Source organism: Saccharothrix sp. NBAS 001, from assembly GCF_056640475.1.
The window spans coordinates 9,302,678-9,325,566 of sequence record NZ_CM153251.1; the positions used below are offsets into that span (position 1 = coordinate 9,302,678).

The 22,889-nt window shown below is 70.9% G+C and carries 17 protein-coding genes; 5 read left to right on the forward strand and 12 right to left on the reverse strand.

The features are described from left to right. Nucleotides 1-569: 569 nt before the first annotated feature. The 5 genes from AC0HI0_RS42005 to AC0HI0_RS42025 all read right to left on the reverse strand — a co-directional run bounded on the left by AC0HI0_RS42005 (nt 570) and on the right by AC0HI0_RS42025 (nt 5,600). Nucleotides 570-1,271, reverse strand: coding sequence for a type 1 glutamine amidotransferase (locus tag AC0HI0_RS42005; RefSeq protein WP_480929032.1), 702 nt, complete (start codon nt 1,269-1,271; stop codon nt 570-572). Further along, complete coding sequence (locus AC0HI0_RS42010) at nt 1,268-2,485, reverse strand: MurT ligase domain-containing protein (protein WP_480929033.1); 1,218 nt, start codon at nt 2,483-2,485, stop codon at nt 1,268-1,270. Before AC0HI0_RS42010 ends, AC0HI0_RS42005 begins: the two co-directional genes overlap by 4 nt. A 261-nt stretch (nt 2,486-2,746) precedes the next feature. Next, a complete protein-coding gene (locus tag AC0HI0_RS42015; RefSeq protein WP_480929034.1) occupies nt 2,747-3,229 on the reverse strand; it encodes a helix-turn-helix domain-containing protein in 483 nt (160 codons plus the stop codon). 131 nt (nt 3,230-3,360) lie between these two features. Then, the gene (locus tag AC0HI0_RS42020; protein WP_480929035.1) at nt 3,361-4,032 is read right to left on the reverse strand and encodes a SanA/YdcF family protein; all 672 of its coding nucleotides are present in this window, start codon (nt 4,030-4,032) and stop codon (nt 3,361-3,363) included. Nucleotides 4,033-4,151: 119 nt separating this feature from the next. Continuing rightward, nucleotides 4,152-5,600 (reverse strand): LCP family protein, encoded by a 1,449-nt coding sequence (locus tag AC0HI0_RS42025; RefSeq protein WP_480929036.1) that lies wholly within the window; start codon nt 5,598-5,600, stop codon nt 4,152-4,154. Nucleotides 5,601-6,371: 771 nt separating this feature from the next. On the opposite strand from AC0HI0_RS42025, the gene AC0HI0_RS42030 reads away from it, so the two are divergent. Next, entirely contained in the window at nt 6,372-9,434 is a 3,063-nt protein-coding gene (locus AC0HI0_RS42030; protein ID WP_480934507.1) for a glycine--tRNA ligase, read from the forward strand. A gap of 699 nt (nt 9,435-10,133) precedes the next feature. On the opposite strand, the gene AC0HI0_RS42035 is transcribed toward AC0HI0_RS42030, so the two are convergent. Continuing rightward, nucleotides 10,134-11,870, reverse strand: coding sequence for a S8 family serine peptidase (locus tag AC0HI0_RS42035; RefSeq protein ID WP_480929037.1), 1,737 nt, complete (start codon nt 11,868-11,870; stop codon nt 10,134-10,136). A 310-nt stretch (nt 11,871-12,180) separates the two neighbouring features. On the opposite strand from AC0HI0_RS42035, the gene AC0HI0_RS42040 reads away from it, so the two are divergent. After that, on the forward strand, nt 12,181-13,293 hold the full coding sequence (locus AC0HI0_RS42040) for a sugar ABC transporter substrate-binding protein (RefSeq protein ID WP_480929038.1): 1,113 nt from the start codon (nt 12,181-12,183) through the stop codon (nt 13,291-13,293). Here AC0HI0_RS42040 and AC0HI0_RS42045 read toward each other — a convergent pair. Continuing rightward, complete coding sequence (locus AC0HI0_RS42045) at nt 13,286-13,744, reverse strand: winged helix-turn-helix transcriptional regulator (protein WP_480929039.1); 459 nt, start codon at nt 13,742-13,744, stop codon at nt 13,286-13,288. The genes AC0HI0_RS42040 and AC0HI0_RS42045 overlap by 8 nt on opposite strands. 85 nt (nt 13,745-13,829) lie before the next feature. On the opposite strand from AC0HI0_RS42045, the gene AC0HI0_RS42050 reads away from it, so the two are divergent. After that, nucleotides 13,830-14,492: a DUF899 family protein gene (locus AC0HI0_RS42050; protein WP_480929040.1), complete on the forward strand. Its 663-nt coding sequence runs from the start codon at nt 13,830-13,832 to the stop codon at nt 14,490-14,492. A 64-nt stretch (nt 14,493-14,556) separates the two neighbouring features. Further along, nucleotides 14,557-14,973, forward strand: a complete 417-nt coding sequence (locus tag AC0HI0_RS42055) for a pyridoxamine 5'-phosphate oxidase family protein (protein ID WP_480929041.1) — start codon at nt 14,557-14,559, stop codon at nt 14,971-14,973. A gap of 71 nt (nt 14,974-15,044) precedes the next feature. On the opposite strand, the gene AC0HI0_RS42060 is transcribed toward AC0HI0_RS42055, so the two are convergent. Beyond that, nucleotides 15,045-15,764 carry a hypothetical protein gene (locus tag AC0HI0_RS42060; RefSeq protein WP_480929042.1) on the reverse strand — a complete coding sequence of 240 codons (720 nt, stop codon included), beginning with the start codon at nt 15,762-15,764 and terminating at the stop codon, nt 15,045-15,047. 525 nt (nt 15,765-16,289) lie between these two features. Between AC0HI0_RS42060 and cspE the strand changes: the two genes are divergently transcribed. Then, a complete protein-coding gene (gene cspE, locus AC0HI0_RS42065; RefSeq protein ID WP_053717138.1) occupies nt 16,290-16,496 on the forward strand; it encodes a transcription antiterminator/RNA stability regulator CspE in 207 nt (68 codons plus the stop codon). Between the two features lie 22 nt (nt 16,497-16,518). Here cspE and AC0HI0_RS42070 read toward each other — a convergent pair whose 3' ends face one another. The 4 genes from AC0HI0_RS42070 to AC0HI0_RS42085 all read right to left on the reverse strand — a co-directional run bounded on the left by AC0HI0_RS42070 (nt 16,519) and on the right by AC0HI0_RS42085 (nt 22,602). Next, nucleotides 16,519-16,947 (reverse strand): nuclear transport factor 2 family protein, encoded by a 429-nt coding sequence (locus AC0HI0_RS42070; protein WP_480929043.1) that lies wholly within the window; start codon nt 16,945-16,947, stop codon nt 16,519-16,521. Nucleotides 16,948-17,044: 97 nt separating this feature from the next. After that, a complete protein-coding gene (locus tag AC0HI0_RS42075) occupies nt 17,045-18,757 on the reverse strand; it encodes an acyl-CoA dehydrogenase family protein (protein WP_480929044.1) in 1,713 nt (570 codons plus the stop codon). A gap of 105 nt (nt 18,758-18,862) precedes the next feature. Further along, a complete protein-coding gene (locus AC0HI0_RS42080) occupies nt 18,863-19,693 on the reverse strand; it encodes an SWIM zinc finger family protein (protein ID WP_480929045.1) in 831 nt (276 codons plus the stop codon). After that, on the reverse strand, nt 19,690-22,602 hold the full coding sequence (locus AC0HI0_RS42085) for a DEAD/DEAH box helicase (RefSeq protein ID WP_480929046.1): 2,913 nt from the start codon (nt 22,600-22,602) through the stop codon (nt 19,690-19,692). Before AC0HI0_RS42085 ends, AC0HI0_RS42080 begins: the two co-directional genes overlap by 4 nt. Between the last annotated feature and the right edge of the window lie 287 nt (nt 22,603-22,889).

The window sequence follows — 22,889 nt, forward strand, 5'->3', positions numbered from 1 at the left end:
CGACAATCAGGCCGCCCGAAGCTGAGAACGCTCCGACCAGCCTAAAGAACCCACACTCATCCGCACCACACACCGCGCCGCACCACACGCCGCGCCGCACCACACGCCGCGCCGCGCTGGGCCACACGGCTAGAACGAACCGCACCGCACGCGCCACACACACGACACCGCACGCGCCACACAGCGCCGCACTGCACCACGTGCGCCATGTGCGCCACGAACCGCATCACGCCGCGCCACACGCACCGCGCGGACCACACGCCACACGCGCCGCGCGGACCACACGCCACACGCGCCGCGCGGACCACACGCCACACGCGCCGCGCGGACCACACGCCACACGCGCCGCGCGGACCACACGCCACACGCACCGCGCGGACCACACCGCACCACGTGCGCACAAACCGCACCGCGCTGCACCGCGCGACACACACACCGCGACACACAACGCGCATATCGCGCGGCACCGCACACGTCACCCACGCGGCACCGCGCCACGCGCGCCGCGCAGTTCGGACCGCTACTGCGCTACCGCACCAGCGTCACGCGCAGAACCCACACGCCCAACGTCACACACCGGCAGCCTTGGCACGCTCACTGCGCAGCCGGTCCACCGCCGGCAGGTCCAACGGCGCCAACTCGTCCCCGGTAGCCCACTTGATCAACAAATCGGCCAACTGAGGGTTGCGCGGCAGCACAGGCCCGTGCAGGTATGTGCACAGGATCCGCCCCTGCACTGCGCCTTCCACCGACCCGTCGTTCCCCGTCCCCACCTTCACGTGGGCCAACGGCCGGGCCGACGGCCCGAGCACCGTCCGCCCCTGGTGGTTCTCGAACCCCGTCAGCATCCCCTCGAACAACCCGTCGGCCGGCGTCGCCACGACCTCGCCGATGGCCCGGCTGCCACCCGCGTGCGAGGTCGAGTCGATCAACCCCAACCCCTGGTGCGTCACCTGGTCCGCCCGCGTGAACGACTCGCCGAAGATCTGGATCCCGGCGCACACCCCGAGCACGACCGCGCCCCGCTCGGCCGCCCGCTGCATCCCCGGGTGCTCCCGGAGGTGCCGGACGGCCAGCGTCTGCGCGGTGTCTTCGCCGCCGCCCACCACGTAGATGTCGCACGACGACGGGACCGACTCGCCGAACCGCACCGTGACGATCTCGGCCGGGATGCCGCGCCACGTCATCCGCTTCTCCAGCACCACCGCGTTGCCGAAGTCGCCATACGTGCCCAGCAGGTCGGGCAGCACCAACGCGATCGACACGGTCACTGGGCAGCCCTCGCGTTCAGGTCCCGGAAAGCGGTGTAGTTGGCGATGACCTCCACCGGCCCGGCCGGCATGGCGTCGATCGCCTGCAACGGGTCCGGCACGATGGTGTGCTCGACCTCGGCGTAGGTCAGGCGCACCGCCAGGTCCGTCGCCCGTTCGCCGGACGCGATGACCTGCCTGCCGCGCAGCCGCTCGAACGGCACGTCCCACAGCCACGACAGGTCGCGCCCGTCCGCTTCCTGGGCGTTGATCACCAGCACCGCCGGGTGGTCCGCCTCGCGCACCACGGTCAGCGTCTCGCTCCACCCCGCCGGGTTCTTCGACAGCAGCAGGCGCGCCCGGTGGCCGCTGCGCTGGATCGTCCGGTACCGCCCGGCCACGTTCGACACGCCGCGCAGCCGCTCCACGGCTTCCGCCACGGGCACGCCCAGCGCGAACGCCGCCGCGACCGCCATCACCGCGTTGGCCTGGTTGAACTTGCCCGGCAGCCGCAGCGCCAGCGGCACCTTCGTGCCCTCGGGCGTGACCAGGAAGCCGTCGCCGGTGATCCAGTCCGGCCGGGGCCGGGCCAGGTCGCAGCCGGTGCACCGCCAGTGCTCGCCCTGCCAGCGGATCGGGTCGCCGCACCGCGGGCAGGACGCCGCGTCGTTGTGCCAGCCGGTGCCGGTCGAGACCCACACCACGCGGCCCGCGTCGCGCGCGGCGGACGTGACCATGATGTCGTCGCAGTTCGCCACGACCACGCCGGGCACGCCGGTCAGCGCCGTGCGCAGCGACTTCTCGATGGTCCGCACCTCGCCGACCCGGTCGAGCTGGTCGCGCGACAGGTTCAGCAGCACGGCCACCGCCGGCGCGGACGCCCGGCAGACCTCGGGGAAGTACCCCTCGTCCACCTCCAGCACCGCGTACGGGGCGTCGGGCTGCTTCGACAGCGCCGTCACGTGCCCGTCCGGCATGTTCGCGCCACCGTGGTTGGTCGCGATCTGCCCGAGGTACGACATGGCGCGGCTGAGCATCATCGTGCTCGTGGTCTTGCCGTTGGTGCCCGTGACCAGGGCGACCGAACGGCCGGACGTCAGGTGCGCCAGCGCCTGCGGGTCGAGCTTGAGCGCCACGCGGCCACCGATCATGCCGCCCGCGCCCAGGCCCATCTTCTGCGACAGCTTCGAGCTCATGTTGCCCAGCCGCACGGCTGCTGCGGTGCGCAGCGGCAAGCGGGCAGGGTCTGCACCAGGAGTGTTCGGCAAGCGACTTCCCGCGTCGGTAGAAGGGATGTCGCCGATGCTACCGGTGCCCGTCACCACCCAATTCCCAGCGGGGCCGGTTTGGTCACCTCACGACGTCCGGTGCGGTCACCTCACGACGTCCGGCTTGGCCACCTCACGACGCCCGGTGCGGTCACCTCACGACGTCCGGTGCGTCCGCTTCGCAACGCCGGTGCGGTCACCCCACGACGCCGGGCCGCGTCCCCGCTCCTAGAGCGGCCGGTTCCGGTCCAGCTCGCGCAGGGTCCGGATCAGGTCCACGGTGCTGAGCCGGCACAGCTGCGCCATGTACTCCAGCGCCGGCAGGTCGAGGTGCACCTCGGCGGCCTGGCCAGGGGAGAGCTGGTTGAGCCGGCCCTGCGCCCAGCGGCGCAGCGGCAGCAGTTGCGGTCGGGTGTCGGCCACGACCGCGGCCAGGTCGACCGACAGGTGTCCGGCGGGGGCGTCGCCGAACACGCGGTCGTGCACCCTGGCCAGCACGTGGTGCGCGGGCACGCCGAGCGCGACGCAGATCTCCACGAGTCTGACCACGGAGCACTGCCGGGTGCCCAGTTCATAGGTGGCCAGCGTCTGTAGCGAGATTTCGCTTTGCAGCCGGCGGTTGAGCTCCTTGCGGGTCCATCCACGCTGCTTGCGAAGGCTACGGAGCTCATCACCGAGCACGCGTTGGTACGCCGCTGTGTCGATCTGCACCGTCGATCCTCCATGTTCGCGGGGGCCCGACAGACCCCACGGAGATGGAAAGCGCGACCGGCCGTCCGCTTACGCGAGTCGACCCAAACATAACCCGATCGGGCTAATCGAGAAGTACTCACAGTAGCTGTTCACTGCTCAAGAGCCCTGGTCACGCCGCTTTCCAGGGGGCCGAGGAAGGTCGGATCCCGCCGCACGACGAGGCTGTCCCACATCGCCTTGCCGCTCGCGAACGCCTCCCGGAAGTAGCCGTAGGCGGTCGTGGTGGTGTGCGCGCCCCACGTGTCGTGCCCCACGCCGAACGCCTCCAGGCCGGCCTCGCGGCACAGCGCCACCGCGCGCGGCAGGTGGAACTCCTGCGTCACCACGGTGGCCCGCTGCACGCCGAAGATCCGCCGGGCCCGCGTGCACGAGTCCCAGGTGTCCAGTCCGGCGTAGTCCGCGACGATCACCCGATCAGGCACTCCGTGCTCGACCAGGTACGTCCGCATCGCGCTCGGTTCGTCGTACTCCGTGCGGCTGTTGTCGCCGCTGACCAGCAGCACCTTGACCTTCCCGCGCCGGTACAGGTCGGCCGCCACGTCGAGCCGGCCGGCCAGGAACGGCGTCGGCCGGCCGTCCTTGAGCCCCGCGCCGAGCACCAGCGCGACCGGCGCTTCGGGCACGTCCTGCGCCGTGTGCCGGTAGGGGGCGCTGGACGTCAGCACCCAGACCCACGGCGTCGACCCGACCGCCGCCGCCAACGCGGCGACCAGCACCACCCGCCGCCACCGCACCCGGCGGACCCTCTCGACGAACCCCACCCGACGCCCCCTCGTCCGCAGCCCGCCACTCCCGCCACCCGCCACGGGCCCGTCGTCCGCCCGCCGCCGAGCGGCGACGAGCGGCGACGAGCGCGGGCGAGCGGCGAGCGGCGGCTAAATCAGTTGATGCAGCGCACCCCGTCCGCCGTGATCGGCTGCTCGGACGTGGTCGCGGGCTGCCGGTGCGCGCCGTCGAGGCTCAGCAGCGGCGTGCCCATCAGGTTCTGGGTCCCCGGACCGGAGTAGTCGCTGCCCACGATCACCCGCACCCGGCCCGCCGGGATGTTCACGTCCTCCTCGGTCTTCAACCCGCCGAGCACCTCCGCCACCGCGTCCGCCGCCGCTTCGCCGCCCTTGGCGAACCGGACCACGGACGTCGCGGTCGGATCGCCGTTGGCCGCGCCGCCGTCCACGTACTTCTTCGCCACCAGCGCCTGGAGCACCCGCGCGGCGAGCCCCGGCGTGCCCGAGGCGTTGCGCACCTCGACGGTCACCGTCGCCGGGTCCACCGCGGTGCTGGTGGACGTGCTCGCGTTCGGGTCGCCGTTGAGCTTCTTGAAGTACTTCCGGACCTCGGACTCGTTGATCTCGATCGCCTGGCCGTCCTCGGGCGTGTCCAGCTCCGGGTTGCCGGTCGGGATGGTCTCGAACTGGATGTTGCCGCCGGACAGGTCCTTCATCTGGGAGGCGAACTTCAGCACGTCCCAGTTCTTGTCCAGCACGATCGACTTGGTCAGCGCGTCGATCAGGGCGCGCAGCTTGCCCGGGTCCGACAGGGTGCCCGCGGACAGCATCTTCTTCGCCAGGCCGGCCATGAACACCTGCTGGCGGACGATCCGGTCCAGGTCGCCGCGCAGCAGGCCGTGCCGCTGGCGGACGAACGCGAGCGCCGCGCGGCCCTCGATGGTCTGCGGCCCGGCGGCGAAGTCCGCGCCGGAGAAGTCGTCCTGGGTGGCCTCGTTCAGGCACACGTCCACGCCGCCCACGGACTTGGTGATGTCGTAGAACCCGACGAGGTTGATCTCCGCGTAGTGGTCGATGGTGACGCCCGTCAGGTCCTCGATCGTGCCGATGAGGTTCTTCGCGCCTTCCTTCTTCGACTCCTGCTCGACCTGCGCGGGGTCGGTGACGCCCTTCTTCTGCAAGCTCGCCACCGCGTCGTTCTTGGCGTAGCCGTACGCGGAGTTGATCTTGTGCCGGCCGTAGCCGCCCGCGATCTTCACGTACGCGTCGCGCGGGAACGACACCGCGACCGCCTTGCCGGTGTCGTTCGGGATGTGCAGCAGGATCAGCGTGTCGGTGTTCAGGCCGCCCGCGGTCTCGTCGCCGGCCTGGAGTTCGTCCAGGATGTGCTGCGGCAGCGGGTTGCCCTTGGCGTCGGTGCGGCTGTCCATGCCGACCATCAGGATGTCGATCGACCCGTCGGCGGGGCGCTCGCCGCCGCCGTCCTCGCCGATCACGTCCGTCGTGGTCAGGTTCTGCTTCAACGACTGGAGGTTCGACCACGCGTAACCCGTGCCGATCAGCACGGCCGCGGAGAAGAACGCGACCACCGTGCGGCCGACCACCGACCCCGACTTGCGCGGGCGCCCGGGTGGCGGCCCGGTGCGACCGCCCGCGGGCCGCCTCGGCGGACCGCCGGGACCGCTCGGTCCGCCCGGCCGGCGTTCGGAGCGCGCCGACTCGGTGGTCCGGCGCGGCGTGCGATCGGCGTCCTGCGGAGCGCGCCGACCACCCTCGGGCACGCGGTCCGGCGGGACGCGCCGAGCGTTCTGTGGCGCACGTCGCACGTCTTCAGCATCGCGCCGCGCGTCCTCCGGAGCACGCCGCACGCCGTCCGCCGGGCGTCGCGGCTCCTGGGCGGCGCGCCGTGGCTCCTGAGCGGCACGTCGAGGCTCCGCGGCGGGGCGTCGAGGGTCTTGGGCGGCGCGTGGAGGCTGCTGTGGCGCACGCCGGGGCTCGGGGGAGGCGCCCTGGGCGCGACCGGGCCGGGGGCCTTCCGATCTGGGCTGGTCCGGGCGGGGAGGCACGGCACGGCCGCGCGGCTCGTCCGGACGGCGCGAGGGCTGCCCGCCGTCACGACGAGGGGGAACTGGTCGCCTGGGGAACCCGTCGGGCTCGCCTGGCCTCGGCGGCCGGTTGTCCACTCGCGCTCCTCCCTGTGTTCCCGGGGTTGTGCCCATGGTGGACGTCCCGGCTGGCTCTGGGGTTGCCCAAAGCGTGACACAGCTACCAGTCGTGACGTGGTGATACCGGGTCTTGACGAACGGTGACCAGCGAAGTAGCCCGATTGTGAGCGGGGTGATGCCCCGTTCGTAGACTCTTCACCCGTGCTCACGATGCAGGACGCGTTGCTCGCGCTGACCAGGTACTGGACCGAACGGGGCTGCATCGTCGTGCAGCCGTACAACACCGAGGTCGGTGCCGGCACGCTGAACCCGGCCACCGTGCTCCGGGTGCTCGGCCCCGAGCCGTGGCGGGTCGCCTACGTCGAGCCGAGCGTGCGCCCCGACGACGCCCGGTACGGCGAGAACCCCAACCGGTTGCAGACGCACACGCAGTTCCAGGTGATCCTCAAGCCCGACCCGGGCGACCCCCAGGAGCTGTACCTGGGCAGCCTCGAAGCGCTGGGCATCGACGTGCGCGCGCACGACGTGCGGTTCGTCGAGGACAACTGGGCCTCGCCCGCGCTCGGCGCGTGGGGCCTGGGCTGGGAGGTGTGGCTGGACGGGCTGGAGATCACCCAGTTCACCTACTTCCAGCAGGCCGGCGGCATGTCGCTGGACCCGGTGTCGGTGGAGATCACCTACGGCATCGAGCGCATCATGATGGCGCTGCAAGGCGTGGACCACTTCAAGGACATCGCCTACGCGCCCGGCATCTCCTACGGCGAGGCGTTCGGCCAGGCCGAGTACGAGATGTCCCGCTACTACCTGGACGACGCCGACGTCGAGGCCAACAAGCGGCTGTTCGAGGAGTACGCCGGCGAGGCCCGCCGGATGCTGGACGAGCGCCTGCCGGTGCCCGCGCACAACCTGGTGCTGAAGTGCTCGCACACGTTCAACGTGCTGGACGCCCGTGGCGCGATCAGCACCACGGAACGCGCGCGCGCCTTCGCCCGGATGCGGGGGCTCGCGCGCGAGGTGGCGGCGTTGTGGGCCGGGCGGCGCGAGGAGCTGGGACACCCGCTGGGCACCGTCCCGCCGCTGCCCGCAGCCGTGGCGGGGCCCGCCGGCGAGGTCTCCGCGCCGGCGACGCTGCTGTTCGAGATCGGCACCGAGGAGTTGCCGCCGGCCGAGGTGACCCGGACCGCCGAAGCGGTGCGGACCGCCGTGACCGAGAAGCTCGCCGGCACCCGGCTGGCGCACGGGGCCGTCGAGGTGCACGGGACGCCCCGGCGGATCGTCGTGCTGGTGGCCGACGTCGCGCCGCGCGAGCCGGACGCGGAGAAGACCATGCGCGGGCCGCGCGTGTCCGCCGCGTTCGACGCCTCCGGCGAGCCGACGAAGGCCGCCGCCGGGTTCGCCCGGGGGCAGGGTGTCGACGTGTCGGAGCTGGGCCGGGTCGTGGAGAACGGGGTCGAGCACGTCGCCGTCGTGCGGACCGTCGTCGGTGGCGGCGCGGTCGAGGTGCTCGGGCCGCTGCTCGGGTCCGTGGTCGCGGAGTTGCGGGCCGAGAAGAACATGAGGTGGAACGACCCGAAGCTGTCGTTCACCCGGCCGATCCGCTGGCTGCTCGCGCTGCTCGGGACCGTGCCGGTGCCGGTCGCGGTGTCGTCGCTGGCCTCCGGGAGCACCACCCGCGTGCACCGGACGGCGCAGTCGCCCGTGCTGCCGGTGTCCACTTCGGACGGTTATGCGGAGTTCCTGGCCTCACACGGGATCGTGGTCTCGGCGGAGGACCGCCGGGCGGCGATCGTCGCCGGTGCCGGGGAACTCGTCGCCGGGCTCGGCGTGGTCGACTTCGACGGGGTGCTGGACGAGGTGACGAACCTCGTGGAGCGGCCCACGCCGATCCTCGGGTCGTTCGACGCCAAGTACCTGGAACTGCCGTCGCAGATCCTGACCACGGTGATGCGCAAGCACCAGCGGTACCTGCCGGTGCGCGACGCGGCGGGCGAGCTGTTGCCGCACTTCGTCGCGGTGGCGAACGGTGATGTCGACGTCGACGTGGTGCGAGCGGGCAACGAGGCCGTGCTGCGGGCGCGGTACGAGGACGCGGCGTTCTTCTGGCGGGCCGACTTGCGGACGCCGTTGACGGACATGAAGGCGGAGCTGGAGAAGCTGACGTTCGCCGACAAGTTGGGGTCGGTGGCGGACCGGGCGCGGCGGATCGCGGTGTTGGCGGGGCGGTTGGCCGACGTGGTCGGCGAGGGCGCGGGTTCCGGTGCGGGTGCGGGTTCCGGTGTGGGTGCCGGTGCGGGCGCGTGGGGTGTGACGTTGGCTCGGGCTGGTGAGCTGGCCAAGTTCGACCTCGGGTCGCAGATGGTGATCGAGCTGTCCAGCCTGGCCGGGGTGATGGCCCGGGAGTACGCGGTGCGGGCGGGGGAGAGCGCCGAGGTCGCGCAGGCGTTGTACGAGATGGAGTTGCCGAGGTCGGCCGGGGACGCGTTGCCGGCGTCCCGGGCGGGTGCGCTGCTGTCGTTGGCGGATCGGTTCGACCTGTTGGCGGGGTTGTTCGGGATCGGGGCCAACCCGACCGGCAGTTCGGACCCGTTCGGGTTGCGGCGGGCGGCGCTCGGCGCGGTGAGCGTGTTGCGGGCGTTCCCGGAGTTGCGGGAGATCACGTTGTCGCGAGCGTTGGAGTTGGCCGGGGTTGTGGTCTCCGGGGATGGTGTTGCCGGAGAAGGGGTTGCCGGAGAAGGTGTTGCCGGTGGCGGTGCCGAGTCGGTCGGGGTGTCGGCTGACGCGCTGGAGACGGCCCGCGAGTTCGCGGTGCGGCGGTACGAGCAGCAGTTGTTGGACGCGGGGCACGATCACCGGTTCGTGCAGGCGGTGCTGTTGTTGGCGGATGCGCCGGCGGTGGCGGATCAGGCGTTGGCGGAGTTGACCGGGTTGGTGGGGTCGGCCGGGTTCGCCGAGTTGGTGGCGGCGTTGCAGCGGGTTCGGCGGATCGTGCCGGGGTCGGTGGAGGCGGGGTACGACGAGTCGGCGTTGGTGGAGCCGGCGGAGTTGGCTCTGCACAAGGCGTTGAGCGACGTTCCCCGGGGAGTGACCGGGGTGGCGGCGTTCGTGGCCGGTGTCGGTGGGTTGAGCGATGCGGTCAACACGTTCTTCGACGACGTGTTGGTGATGGCCGATGACCCGGCCCTGAAGGCCGCACGACTGGGCCTGCTGGCAACGATCCGCGACTTGGCCGCGCCTGTGCTGGATTGGGAAGCGCTGGGCACTGCCCTGAGTTGAGGCCGTGGGTTGAGGCCGTGATTTGAGGCCGTGGGTTTGGGCCGTGGGTTGAGATTGTGAGTTGAGGCTGAAGGGGCCGCGCCGTGCGCGGCCCCTTCTTCGTGTCTCGCGAACGTTTGGCGGTGGCATTCCGGCCGAACACCCGCCGCAGCGACGGTGTCGTGGACGTCGGTGTGTATCGCGGTGTGGCACCGTCGTTGTGGCGTGTGGCGTGTGGCGTGTGGCGTGTGGCGTGTGGCGTGTGGCGTGTGGCGTGTGGCGTGTGGCGTGTGGCGTGTGGCGTGTGGCGTGTGGCGTGTGGCGGGGAATGTCGGTGGTGCGTGAGAAAATGGTGTCGGGGGCCGGAGGCCACGCCCGATCGGGCGTGGCGTAGCTCTGAGCTGCGGTTTTGAGCCTGGGCGAGTTGCGTGTGCGTCGGCGCGGAGCTTAAAGAGTCCTCGCCGGACGGGCGAGCCGCCAAGGATGACGAAAAGAACGGGCGGGCGTCGTGTCATCCCCGTACGGCCCGGTCGGAGACAACCACCCTTGAGTAGGGAGCGCAAGCGAAAAGCGTGCTTGCGCTCCCTACTCAAGCGCGGTTCGCTGCGCGCGGGCCATACGGGGATGACACGACGCGGGGTTGGGTGTGTGCGGGGCACTTTGGTCTGTGTAAGGCAACGCCCCGCCTGGTGGGCAGGCGGGGCGTTGTTGTGGGTGGTTCTAGATGAAGTTGCCGCCTCGGGTTACTGCTCCGTAGGCGTCCACGATGCCGTGGCCGTAGAAGCCGTTGAACTTCGTGTCGCCGGTGCAGGTCGCCGTGAACTCGGCCGGGCGGCCCACGTTCTCGTACGACACCGTGCGCGGGACCGGGCAGGCGCGTTGGGTCGCGGTCTTGATCAGGACCTTTTCCACCTTGTCCGGGTCCAGCGTGAGGGTGCCGGGGTGGGCCTTGTCCTTCTTGCCGTACTGGCTGACGACCAGGGCCGCGACGCCGACCGCGTGCGGGGCGGCCATCGAGGTGCCCTGGAGGTACTGGTAGTAGCCGCAGGTCGTGCCCTGGCAGTACTTCGCCACGCCGGCCGCTTCGCCCTTCGGGGTGACGTTGCCCGCCTCGTCGATGTTGCCGTCGACCAGGGCGACGTTGCGCGGGTAGGTCGAACGGATCAGGTTTTCGTTGGTCCGGTACCAGGGGGTGCCGAAGCCGTCGCGGAAGTAGCCGCCGGGGGCGGCGAGGTCGGTCTGCTCGGTGCCGTAGTTCGAGTAGTCGGCCTTGAGGGTCGACGGGCCGAGCGAGGAGATCGAGATGACGTGGTCGCCCTCGGTCGGGAGGTGGATGCACGTCTTGTTGTCGATCTTGCGGTCGTACGCCGAGCCCGCCGGGTAGTTGGGGCTCGCGGCGTCGTTGCGCGGGTTGCCGAGGTCTTCGTGGTTGTTGCCGCCGGCCGCGATGAGCGTCACGCCCTTGCGGTGGGCGTAGTTCAGGGCGCGCTGGACGGCGGTGATGGTGGCGCGCTGCTCGATCCTCGCCTGGGGGCTGTCGGCGGGGTTGTCGATGCAGTTCATGTACCACGGGTCGATGTAGAACGACATGTTGATGACGTCGAGGCCGACGTCCGCGCCGTAGGTGATCGCGTCCAGGACCGGCTGGAGGAAGAAGAAGCCCGAGTCCTGTGCGCCGCGGATGTTCACCAGCGACACGTTCGGGGCCACGCCGGAGATGCCGAAGCCGTTCGCCGCCGCGCCGATGGTGCCCGCGACGTGCGTGCCGTGGCCGTTGTCGTCGTGGTCGGCCGGGTCGACGCAGCCGCGGAACTCGCACGGGCCGTCGACCTCGGCGCCGGTCTCGTCGGCGGGGATGTCGACGGTGAAGTTGCGGGACAGCTCGCGGTTGAAGTTCGGCGCGATGTCCGGGTGGGTGCCGTCGACGCCGGTGTCCAGGATGCCGACGTAGACCCGCTTGTCACCGGCCTGCCGGGCGCGGGCGATGTCGGAGCGGACCAGTTTCAGGCCCCACAGGTCGCCGTCGAGGGGGTCGAGGCCGGCGGCGGGGGAGGCCGGGGCCTTGCGCGCGGTGTTCGGGGTCGTGGCCGCGCTGAGGTGCTCGCGCTCCACGACCTTCCACTCGCGGTTGCCGGGGCCGGTGCCGGCCTTGGGGGCCTCGCCGATCGGCTTCGCCGCGGTCGCGCCGAGCACCGCGTCGGAGGCGGAGACGCGCTGCACGAAGCCGGCGGCGGGTGCTTTCACGGTGAGGGTGCCCACAGCGGTGTTCTCGCCGGTGATCTGGCCACCCGCGGCCGTGACGGCGGCTCGGGCCGCGGCCGCGTTCGCGCCTTCCTCGACGACGACGGTGAAGTCGGCGGTCTCGCCTTGCCCGGCGGCGGGCTGGGTGCCGCTCGCCAGGAGAGCCGCGGTGGTCGCCACCACCAGCGCCGACGGAACGATTCTGCGTGTTCTCACGCTGTCTCCTCACACCCGGTCAGGGTTGGGTCGGGCGACACCCTGGCACAGAAAACCTCACATCGTTAGACGCCTTTCGTCGCCAGTCGGCAACGTAGCCGAATGTGCGCGGAGCGTGACTTTCCGGACTATTGGTAACGGGCCTGCCAGCAGCTTCGATGTCCCCATAAGGTCAACAAGCCCATTGGTGCGGACCATTCGGCGCTCCGTCGTTGCTACGTCTTGACGAAGCCCCGTTCCGGGGGATGAAATCCGCTCAATCCGAATTTCAGCGGTCAGCGGGCGGGCGGCCCGTGCTAGGGGTTGGCGAATGCGAAGACTACGCGGAGCGGCGTCCTGCGCCGTGCTCGTCATGCTCCTGGCTTCGTGTGCGGGCAAGACCGATTCCCTGGCGCCGCCGGCGCCGACCCCGTCCGGCGCGCGGCCCGTGGTCGGCGTGATCCTGCCGGACCGCGAGTCGTCCACGCGCTGGGAGGAGCAGGACCGGCCGCTGCTGACCGCCTCGCTCAACTTCGCGGGCATCGAGCCGGTGATCGAGAACGCCGAGGGCGACGAGGCCAAGTTCGCGAGCATCGCCGACGCGATGATCCAGCGCGGCGTGAAGGTGCTGATGACGACGCCGCTGAGCACCGAGGGCGGCGCGACCGTCGAGCGCAAGGCCAAGGCGGCGGGCATCCCGGTGATCAACTACGACCGGATCAGCCTCGGCGGGACGGCCGACTACTACGTGTCCTTCGACAACCTCAACGTCGGTGAACTCCAGGCGGACGGCCTGCTCAAGTGCCTGGGGAACAAGCCGGGCGCGCAGATCATCGAGATCCAGGGCTCGTCGACGGACAACAACGCCACGCTGTTCGCGGACGGCCAGCGCCGCAAGCTCGGCCCCAAGTACGACTCCAGCGCGCTCAAGCTGGTCAAGAGCCAGGCGATCGACAAGTGGGACCCGGTGGCCGCCAAGGGCGCGTTCGAGCAGATCCTCAACGGCAACGGGGGCCGGGTGGACGGCGTGGTCGCCGCCAACGACGCCCTGGCCGGCGCGGTGATCGAGGTGCTCAAGGACCGGGGGCTCGCCGGCCGGGTGCCGGTGACCGGGCAGGACGCCACGGTGGCCGGCCTGCGCGCGGTGCTGCGCGGCGACCAGTGCATGACGATCTACAAGCCCATCCGGGACGAGGCGGAGGCGGCGGCGCGGTTGGCGATCGCGGTGGCCCGCGGCGACATCAGCGGCGCGGACGACCTGGCCACCGGCAACACCCGTGACCTGGTGTCGCGCCGGGACGTGAAGTCGGTGCTGCTCGGCGCGGACCTGATCACCCGGGACAAGGTGCGGGGGCTGGTGGCGCAGAGCGTCGTCAAGTCGGCCGACCTGTGCGCGGGCGACATCGCCGAGGACTGCGAGGAGCTGGGGATCCTGGTCAACTGACGGGCGGGACGGCTCCCGGGCCCGGGAGGACGTCGACGTCGTCGGCGCTCATGGGGGTGCCGCAGCCCGAGCACGTCAGGGTGACGTGGGTGGTGCCGCCGCACGCGTGGTGGCGGTAGAGCACGGGCGGGCCCGCGTCGCCGGCCAGCCACTTGTCGCCCCAGCGGACCATGACCATGAGCACGCCGACCAGTTCGCGGCCGCGTTCGGTCAGCGCGTACTCGTGTCGGTTGGCGGCGTACTCGCGCCGCTCCAGCACCTCGGACTCGACCAGCCACCGCAGGCGTTCGGCGAGCACCTTGCGGGAGATGCCGAGCTGCTGCTGCATCTGGTCGAACCGGTTGATGCCCACGTAGATGTTGCGCAGGACGAGGGGCGACCACGGTTCGCCGATCACGTCCATGGTGCGTGCGATCGAGCACGCCATCCCGCCGAAGTCCGTCCGCTGCACGGGGAGAAGTCTACGCGAATGGGTTCCTTGAGGGAACTCATCCTGTTACGGTTCCCTCAAGGAACTTGTCTTCAGGTGGAGGTGCGTGGACGTGAATCGCCCGGACGTGGTCTCGGTGGAGGAGTGGCAGTCCGCCCTGGACGACCTGCTGGTGCAGGAGAAGGCGCACACGCGCGCCCTGGACGCGCTGGCCGCCGCGCGTCGTCGGCTGCCGATGGTCCGGATGTCGACCGACCACCGGTTCGTCGCGCCGGACGGCACGTCGGTGGGGCTGCGGGACGTGTTCGACGGCCGCCGCCAGCTCGTCGTCTACCACCACATGCTGGAGCCGGGGCAGGACCACCTGTGCGGGGGCTGCACGTCGTTCACCGACAACATCGCCGACCAGACGCACCTCAACCACCGCGACACCCGGTTGGTGCTGATGTCACGCGCCTCGCACGAAGAGATCGACGTGGTGCGGGAGCGGTTCGGGTGGACCGTGCCGTGGTACTCGGCCGACCCCTCGTTCTACGAGGAGATCGGGCTGGCCGGCGGGTTCCGGATGAGCGTGTTCCTGAGGGACGGCGACGAGGTGTTCCAGACCTACTACACGTCCGGGCGGGGCGTGGACCGGCTGCGGCTGGACTTCAACCTGCTCGACCTGACGCCTTACGGGCGGCAGGAGGAGTGGGAGGACTCGCCGGACGGCTGGCCGCAGACGCCCACGATGCAGTGGCTGCGCGTTCGTGACGAGTACGAGGACTGAGTACGAGGACTGAGTACGAGGACTGAGGACGAGGACTGAGGGTGTGAGCGGAGTCGAGAGGGCCGTGGAGGCACGGGACGAGTTCTTCGGGCGTCCGTGGGTCGGGGTGTTGGGGGTGGCGTCGGACGGCGGGAGGCCGCCGCTCACGGTGCCCGTGTTCTACGCGTACGAGGGCGGGCTCGTCACGTTCTTCACGGGCACGCAGGGGCGTAAGGCGCGCAAGACGCGGCTCATCGCGCGTGCCGGGCAGGTGAGCCTGTGCGTGCAGCAGACCGAAGGTGGGTTCAAGACCGTCACGGCGGAGTGCGCGGTCGTGGGAACCGATCGTGCGCCGTCGGTTGACCAGGTGGTTGCCATCGCTGGGCGGTACATGCCGGAGGAGGACGCCCGTGCGTTCGCGGCGGCCGAACTCGGCTCGCTTGCCGGGACGTTCGTGTTGTTCACGGCGCGGCCGGAGAGGTGGTTGGAGATGGGGCTGTAGGTGGAGCTGTGTGGGGCTGTAGAGGGCTGTAGGTGGGGCTGTGGACGGCTGTGGGTGGGGCTGTGGGTGGGTCAGTCGTCGTCGTGGCGGCCTGAGATGAACTCCTGGACGCGGATCTTCGCGCGGATCAGCGGTTGTCTGATCTTGGCTTCACGGCGGTAGGCGCGGCGCAGTTTGCGGGAGCCCTCGCCGTAGCGCCAGCGGGCCCACGGGGAGCCTGGCCGGGCCAGGCGGAGCGCGCCGATCTCGGGCAGCACGGGCACCAGCAGGCCCAGCAGGCCCGTCCACACCTTGCCCTTGAGCAGGGCCACGATCGCGAAGGCCAGGTTGACCAGGATCACCACCAGGCGCAGGCCGACGCCCTCGTCGTACAGCTCGTCGTAGCCCAGGGGGCGCGCGCCCAGCAGGAGCAGGCCGGTCAGGCCGACGGCCAGGAACACCGCGTCGACGGACAGCCTGCCGTCCTTGGACCAGTACACGTCCCGCAGGTGCAGGATCAGCGCGAACTCGTCGAGCACCAGGGCCGCGCCCACCCCCAGCAACGCGGCTGCGGAGACCCGCAGCCCGTGCTCGCCGTCCGGGGCGGCCAGCCCGAGGACCCCGCCGAGCAGCATGAACACCGTGCCGAACACCACGTGGTGGATGTGCGTGCCGCCCGGCTTGATGTTGCCCGGCCACCAGCGGACCTTCGCACGGATCAGCCGCACGCTGATCCTGATCAGGACGAACGTGACGACCAGGCCGAGGAGGAAGAACAGCAGCCGGGACTGGGGTAGGTGGAGCGTCGACACACCTCCATCTTCACGCCGCGCGGCCGTCCCGCGCCGGCGATTGCGCCATCCTCTGTAGCACCTCTGACCAGGTCGGTGCGCAGCGGGTTCCCGAAGCGTGGATTTGCGGCGTGAGCAGCGGGTTCGTCCGGTGCGCGCGACCGCCGTCCGGCCGCGCGCGCGGTGGTCGGCGGGGTGTCCGGTCGGGGGTGCCGGCAACGTCTGGACCTGCGAGGGGAGTCCGGATCCGGGATTCGCGAGGTGGCCGGGCCGCCGGTGGGTTTCGGGCGCTCGGCGCGGCCGTTGGAACTCTTGGTGACCGTCGAGTCGCGGATAGTAGCGGTGCGACTCGCCGCGTTCAACCGCTCGACTGCCGGCGGTCTGTCATGGTTGACTGTCTTCGGTCGTACCTTTCTGTGTTCGTGTTCCACCACGCTCGCGGAACGGAGTTGCGGGCGCCGAACTTTCCTCCAGGAAGGGCCGTCGCCCTAGCTGACCCGGTGGTCGCAAGCGCGATCCGGCACCTGTTAGAGGAGAAGTAGCAAGATGGCAGTTCAGGGCACCGTCAAGTGGTTCAACGCGGAGAAGGGCTTCGGCTTCATCTCCCCGGACAACGGTGGCGCCGACGTGTTCGTGCACTACTCGGAGATCCAGAGCAACGGCTACCGCACCCTGGAAGAGAACCAGCGGGTGGAGTTCGAAATCGGCCAGGGCCAGAAGGGCCCGCAGGCGCAGACGGTCCGACCGCTCTGACCTAACATCCGAGTTCGCTAGTTCACTCGGAGATCCGAGCCGCCACTCCCGGTGACGGGCGTGGCGGCTCGTTTTCTTGTCCCGCGGGCGCGCGGGCGTCGCCGTAGAGCCGCTTGCCGACCAGCCGGGCGCCGTCGAACACGAAGAACGCGCTCATCCGCGCGGCAGGCCGCCGGTCGGCCCCGTCCAGCGCCAACTCCACGATCACCGCGGCGTCGGCGTGGTGCAGCTCCAGCAGCCGGTTGCGCCGGTCCGGCCACGCGGCGTGGACCCTGGCGTAGTAGCCGGCCAGTTCCGCCGGTCCCTCGAACACCTCGCCGGTCGCCACGATCTCGCAGCGCGGGTGGTCGAACGCCGCCACGGCCGCCGCGAACTCCTGCTCGTTCTCCGACTCCAGGTGCTCCAGCACGATCGCCTCGCGCAGCGCCCGCAGTGCCGTGGACGCCGTCATGCGTCCCCTTCCCTCGCCCGGTGCCCGACCAAACACCCGGCGCGGCCCACCAGTCAAGACGGCACCCGGTGGACGGGTGCCGCCGTGACCGGGGTGGCTACGGGTTCATCTCGTACCGGCCGGACAGCGCGGCGACCCGGGCCCACACCCGGTCGAACCGCTCGCGGTCCACGACCGGCTTGCGGACCTGGGCCAGCGCCCACTCCTGCTGCGCCTCGGTCGAGGACGCCTTGCCGTGCAGGGCCACCGCGTAGGCCGCGAAGTCGCGGACCAGCACGTCGAAGACCTGGTCGAGCACGTCCTGGTCGAGCCCGGTCGACGCGGCCTGCTCCAGGATGAGCTGGCCATACACCACCAGGGTGAACAGGTGGCCGACGTTGAGCAGGAAGTCCAGGTCCCGCTGCTGCTCCTGGTCCGGCGCGGCCTCGGTCAGCAGGGTCCGGACCGCCTGGGCCTGCTCGTGGAAGCGGGCCACGTTGGGGACGTGCGCGTGGTCGCGGTAAGGCCCCTCCCAGTCGTGGAAGGTGATCTTGCCGAGCCCGCGCGCCGGGCCCTGCCGCCAGAAGAAGTCGTCGTCGGCCGGGTCGTGCCGGGTCGGCACCTCGGGGTACTCGGCGGGCGAGAACAGGTAGGCGGGCATGAACTTGAGCACCAGCGCCAGGTTGACGTGCACCGTGCCTTCGAGCTTGGGCAGCGCGCCGATGTCCCGGCCCGCCATCGCGAAGTAGGTGTCCTTCTCGAAACCCTTGGCCGCGATCACGTCCCACAGCAGGTCGATCACCCGCTCACCCTCGCTGGTGACCTTCATCTTGGTGATGGGGTTGAACAGCAGGTAGCGGCGGTCGTCCGGGGACGCGCTGCGGAAGTAGTCCACGGCCCGGTCGGAGAACAGCTTCATCGCGACCAGGCGGGCGTACGCGTCCACGAAGTTCTGCCGGACGTGCGGGAAGTCCGTCACCCGCTTGCCGTACAGGATCCTGTTGTGGGCGTGCGTGATCGCCTCGTACGTGGCGTGCTCGGCGATGCCCACCGAGGCCGTGCACAGGTTGAACTTCCCGACGTTCACCGTGTTCAGGGCGGCGCTGAACGCGTCCTGCCCGGTGTGCAGGACGTCGTCGGCGGTCAGCGGGTAGTCCTCCAGGCGGAACTCGCTGACGAACATCTGCGAGTCCACGATGTTCTTGACCAGCCTGAACTTCGGGTGCCGGCTGTCGACGGCGAAGAACACGTAGCCGTCCGGGCCCTCGACGTCGGCCCGCCGGCCGAACACGGAGACCATGCCGGCGACGTTGCCGTTGCCGATGTAGTACTTGCCGCCGCTCGCGGTGAACCCGCTGTCGGTGGGGGTGAGGACCATGTCCGTGGAGTAGACGTCGGCGCCGTGCTCCTTCTCGGACAGGCCGAACGCGAACACCGCGCCGTCGTCGAGCAGCTCGGCGGCCCGCTTGCGGGCGACGGCGTTGTCGCTCATCCAGATCGGGCCCAGGCCCAGGACGGTGACCTGCCACGCGTACCAGTACTGGAGGCCGTAGAAGCCGAGGATCTCGCTCAGCGCGGCGTTGCGGGCGGCGTCCCAGCGCTTGTCGGGGTTGCCGCCGGCCTCCGCGCGCGGGGTGCAGAAGGTGGCGAACAGCTTCTCGCGGGCGACGAAGTCGAGGAACTCGGCGTACCACACCCGGGCCTGGTCGTCCGCGATGAGCCGGCGCTTGCCGCGCTCCTCGAACCAGTCGACGGTGGCCCGCAGCAGTCGCCTGCTCTCCGGGTCCAGGTCCGGGTGCGCGGCCTCGAAGTCGTGGGGATCGAACAACATCGGCGTTCTCCCTTCGTTCCGGCCGCACGCTACCAGTCGGTAACTTATTCGGCCCGGGACGTTCCCACCCGGCCGTCGCGCCGCAGGTCGGAGCCGGTGGCGGGGTCAGTCCGCGAACCTGCGGTAGAGCGGGCGGAGGTCGTCGGTGAGCGAGCGGCCGAGCACGGTCAGCGGGGGGAGTTCGTCGAGGATCGCGTCCGGCCGGCGGGCCGGGAGTTCGTCCGGCTCGGGCACGGCGGGCGCCTTCGGGCGCACCCAGAACGTGTCGAGTTCGTCCTCCAGCCTGGGCGGGCGGTCGTCCGGGCGGTCGTCGGGCGGGATCGGGTCGCGCAGCTCCCGCAGGCGGTCGAGGAGGTCCTCGCGGGAGCGCCCGCGCCACGCCAGGATCTCGAACGGGTCGGTGTCGAACGACTCGGCCAGCAGGTAGCAGGTGGCGGCGAGGTGCTTGCACGGCACCTCCCAGTCCGGGCAGGTGCAGTCCATCGACAGCTCCCGCAGCGACTGCGGGAACAGCGTCAGCCCGAGCCCGGCGAACACGTCCTCGATCTCCGGCGGCATCTCGCCCGCCAGCAGCTTCGCCGCGAACACCGCCCGGTCGGCGAGCACGTGCTCGATCCGCCGCCAGTCCTCGTCGGAGAACTTCCGCACCCCGATCCGCGCCCGGTACGGCTCCGGCCGCGACCCCATCACCAGCGCGACCACCATGCTGGTGGACAGCGACAGGCTCATCACCTGCCCGGTCCGCGCGTACGCCCGCCCGCGTTGCAGGCGGCCGCCCATGCCGAGGGACTCCAGCACCTCCACGAACCGCCGCGACCACCACGTCCGGGCGATGTCGCCGCGCTTGCTGCGCAGCGTCAACCCGCCCTCGACCCGGATCGGCCGCGCGGCCGGGTTCCGCCCGGCCGGCGGACGCTCACCGTGCCAGTCGCTCACGACCCACCCCCTCCCGACCCGCTCGCCCGCTGGTCGGACTCGCCGTCCTCCTCGGCCTGGTCGTCGCCGACGGCGTTGCCGGACAGGGCGAACAGGTCGCGCAGCTCACCGGTCGACATCCCGGTCAGCCAGTCCTCGCCCGCCCCGACGACGAGCTGCGCGAGCCCACGCTTCTCCTCGATCATCCGGTCGATCCGCTCCTCGACCGTGCCGACGCACACGAACTTGCGCACCTGCACGTGGTTGCGCTGCCCGATCCGGAACGCCCGGTCGGTCGCCTGGTCCTCGACCGCCGGGTTCCACCACCGGTCCAGGTGGATGACGTGGTTCGCCGCCGTCAGGTTCAGCCCGGTGCCGCCTGCCTTCAGCGACAGCACGAAGATCGACGGCCCGTCCTCGGACTGGAAGCGGCGCACCATCTCGTCCCGCGCGCCCTTCGGCGTGCCGCCGTGCAGGAACAAGACCTCGGTGTCGAACCGCGCGGCCAGGTGCGGCACGACCAGCGCGCCGAACTCGGTGAACTGGGTGAAGCACAGCGCCTTGTCCCCGTCGGCCAGCGCCTCCTCCAGGATCTCCTCCAGCCGCGCGACCTTGCCCGACCGGCCGGCGACCCGCGACCCGTCGCCGAGCAGTTGCGCCGGGTGGTTGCACACCTGCTTGAGCCGCGACATCGTCGCCAGCACCAGACCCTTGCGCTTGATGCCCTCGGACTCGGCGATCCGCGCGAACATGTCGTCCAGCACGGCCTGGTAGAGCGTCGCCTGCTCGGCGGTGAGCGTGCAGAGCTGCTTGACCTCGATCTTGTCCGGCAGGTCGGTGATGATCCGAGGATCGGTCTTCAACCTGCGCAGCACGAACGGCCGGGTGATCCGGCGCAGCCGCACAGCCGCGTCCTGGTCGTTGTAGCGCTCGACGGGCACGGAGAACCGCGCCCGGAACGTGTTCACCGTCCCGAGCACGCCGGGGTTGACGAAGTCCATGATCGACCAGAGTTCGGCCAGCCGGTTCTCCACCGGCGTCCCGGTCAGCGCCACCCGGTGCCGCGCGGGCAGCGCCCGCACCGCGCGCGACTGCCGCGTGGCGCTGTTCTTGATGTTCTGCGCCTCGTCCAGCACCACCCGGTCCCACTCGATCCCGGCCAGCGCCTCGGCGTCCCGGGTGGCGACGGCGTAGGTGGTGACCACCAAGTCGTGCCCGACCCCGAGCCCCGCCACGGAACGCTCGCCACCGTGGTGCACCCGGACCCGCAGCCCCGGCGTGAACCGCGCGGCTTCCCGCTGCCAGTTGCCCACCACGGACATCGGGCAGATCAGCAACGTCGGCGGCCGGGTCCCGTGCTGCCGGTTGTGCGCCTCCAACGCCAGGAGCTGGACGGTCTTGCCCAGCCCCATGTCGTCGGCCAGGCAAGCGCCCAACCCGAGCCGGTCCAGGAACGCCAGCCACGCCAGCCCGCGCAGCTGGTACGGGCGCAGCGTCGCGGTCAACCCGGCCGGCGGCTCGACCGGGTCCAGCCGGTGTTCCACCTCGCCGGACAGCAGGTCGCCCAGCCACCCGTCGCCGCGCACCGCGTTGAGCGGCAACGGCAGGTCCCCGTCCTCCGGCCCGAGCCCCGAGTGCAGCAGCACCTGGGCGGCCGACATCTGCCCGCCACCACCCCGGGCCAGGAACGCCAACCCCTCGGCGAGCCGCTTCCGGTCGACGTGCACCCACTGACCGCGCAACCGCACCAGCGGCGCCTTGGCCTTGGCGAGTGCAGCCAGTTCGGCCTCGGTCAGCCGCTCGTCGCCCAACGCCAGGTCCCAGCGGTAGTCCACCAAGACCTTCAGCCCGAGTTCGCTCTCCTTCGCGACCGTGCCCGCGACACCGCGACCACCGGCCGTCAAGGTCAACCCGAGCCGACGCGGTGCCCGCCACCACGAGGGCAGCAGCACCCCGAACCCCGCCTGCGCCAACAGGGACGCGTGGGTCAGGAACTCGTGCGCGGACTCGACGTCCAGCTCCATCCCGTCCGGCCGGCGATCGGCGAGCGCCCGGTCCAGCGCCGGGTAGAGCCGAGCCGCCCGCCCGAGATCACCGAGCAAAACCTCCTGCGGCCGATCCACCCACCTCCGCAACACGGCGTCCTCACGCCGCCACACGCGGAACGCGGGCACCAGCACACTGGGCTCGTCAACGGCCTGGAGCAAGAACTCCAACCGCCACCCGTCATCGTCGGCACCACCCTGCTCGGGGGAGGACAAGCGGAAACACGCCCGCACCCGGTCACCCCGGATCTGATCCTCCGCCCACCCCGCCACTTTCGCGCGCAGGAGATCGACATCGGTCGGGTCGGCCACGAACTCAGGCTCGCCCGCCAACGCCCCCAACCACCGATCCGCCGTACCCCCGTCAGGGTTGCTGTCAGGGTTGCTGTCAGGGTTTCGGTCAGTGCTTCCGTCCGTGCTCCCGTTCGTGTTCCCTTCGGTGTTGGTTTCGGTGCTTTCGCGGCCGCCGGCGCCACCCGTGCCTCGACCTCCGGCGGCGGTCATCTCCCGACTTGATCGGGAAGGGGCGAGCCGACGGCGGATTTCACCGTCCACAAGGGAGTCGACGGCCAGGCGGAGTGCGTCGTCCACCCCTTCTGCGGCACGGAACGCCGGCGGCATCCCGGCCCGCAGCCCGGCCTGCCGCAACGCGTCCACACCGGACAGCGACGCCCGCCAACGTCCCACCGCGAGCCGACCCTCACGCGGCGCGGTCGACCGCGCCGGGTCGCCGACCACCGGCAGGACCCGCCCGCGCGAGACCAAGTCCCGGGCGAACACCACCAGCTCGTCCAAGAACTTCGCCGACGCCCCCGGCCTGCAATCCGGCAGCCCGGTCGGCAGCTCGCCGTCGAGCCACACCACCGGCACCAACCAGCTCCGCAACCGCACCACACCTCGCCGTGACGGCGCTTTGGCCAGCGGATCGCGCACCAGCTCGGGAGAGTCGACAGGCCCTGAGGCGTACGACGGAAGTCGCACCGCGACAGAGCCGGGGACACCCCCGACCAGATCCGCCAGTGTGGTGTCGGCAGCCGCGAACGGATGACCCACAGCCACCTTGGGCAAGCGACCTTCGACGCGTGCCGGCAGCCGCGAATCCTCCGCCCACAGCGCCGGACGACCGTCGGCCGCGCAGAGGCCGTGCAGCACCAACACCCACAGGACTCTAG

Coding starts and splice junctions, on each gene's coding strand:
- AC0HI0_RS42030 (WP_480934507.1), top strand. CDS start 6,372: ATGCAGGACGCGTTGCTCGCGCTGACCAGGTACTGGACCGAACGGGGC.
- AC0HI0_RS42040 (WP_480929038.1), top strand. CDS start 12,181: ATGCGAAGACTACGCGGAGCGGCGTCCTGCGCCGTGCTCGTCATGCTC.
- cspE (WP_053717138.1), top strand. CDS start 16,290: ATGGCAGTTCAGGGCACCGTCAAGTGGTTCAACGCGGAGAAGGGCTTC.
- AC0HI0_RS42070 (WP_480929043.1), bottom strand. CDS start 16,947: ATGACGGCGTCCACGGCACTGCGGGCGCTGCGCGAGGCGATCGTGCTG.
- AC0HI0_RS42075 (WP_480929044.1), bottom strand. CDS start 18,757: ATGTTGTTCGATCCCCACGACTTCGAGGCCGCGCACCCGGACCTGGAC.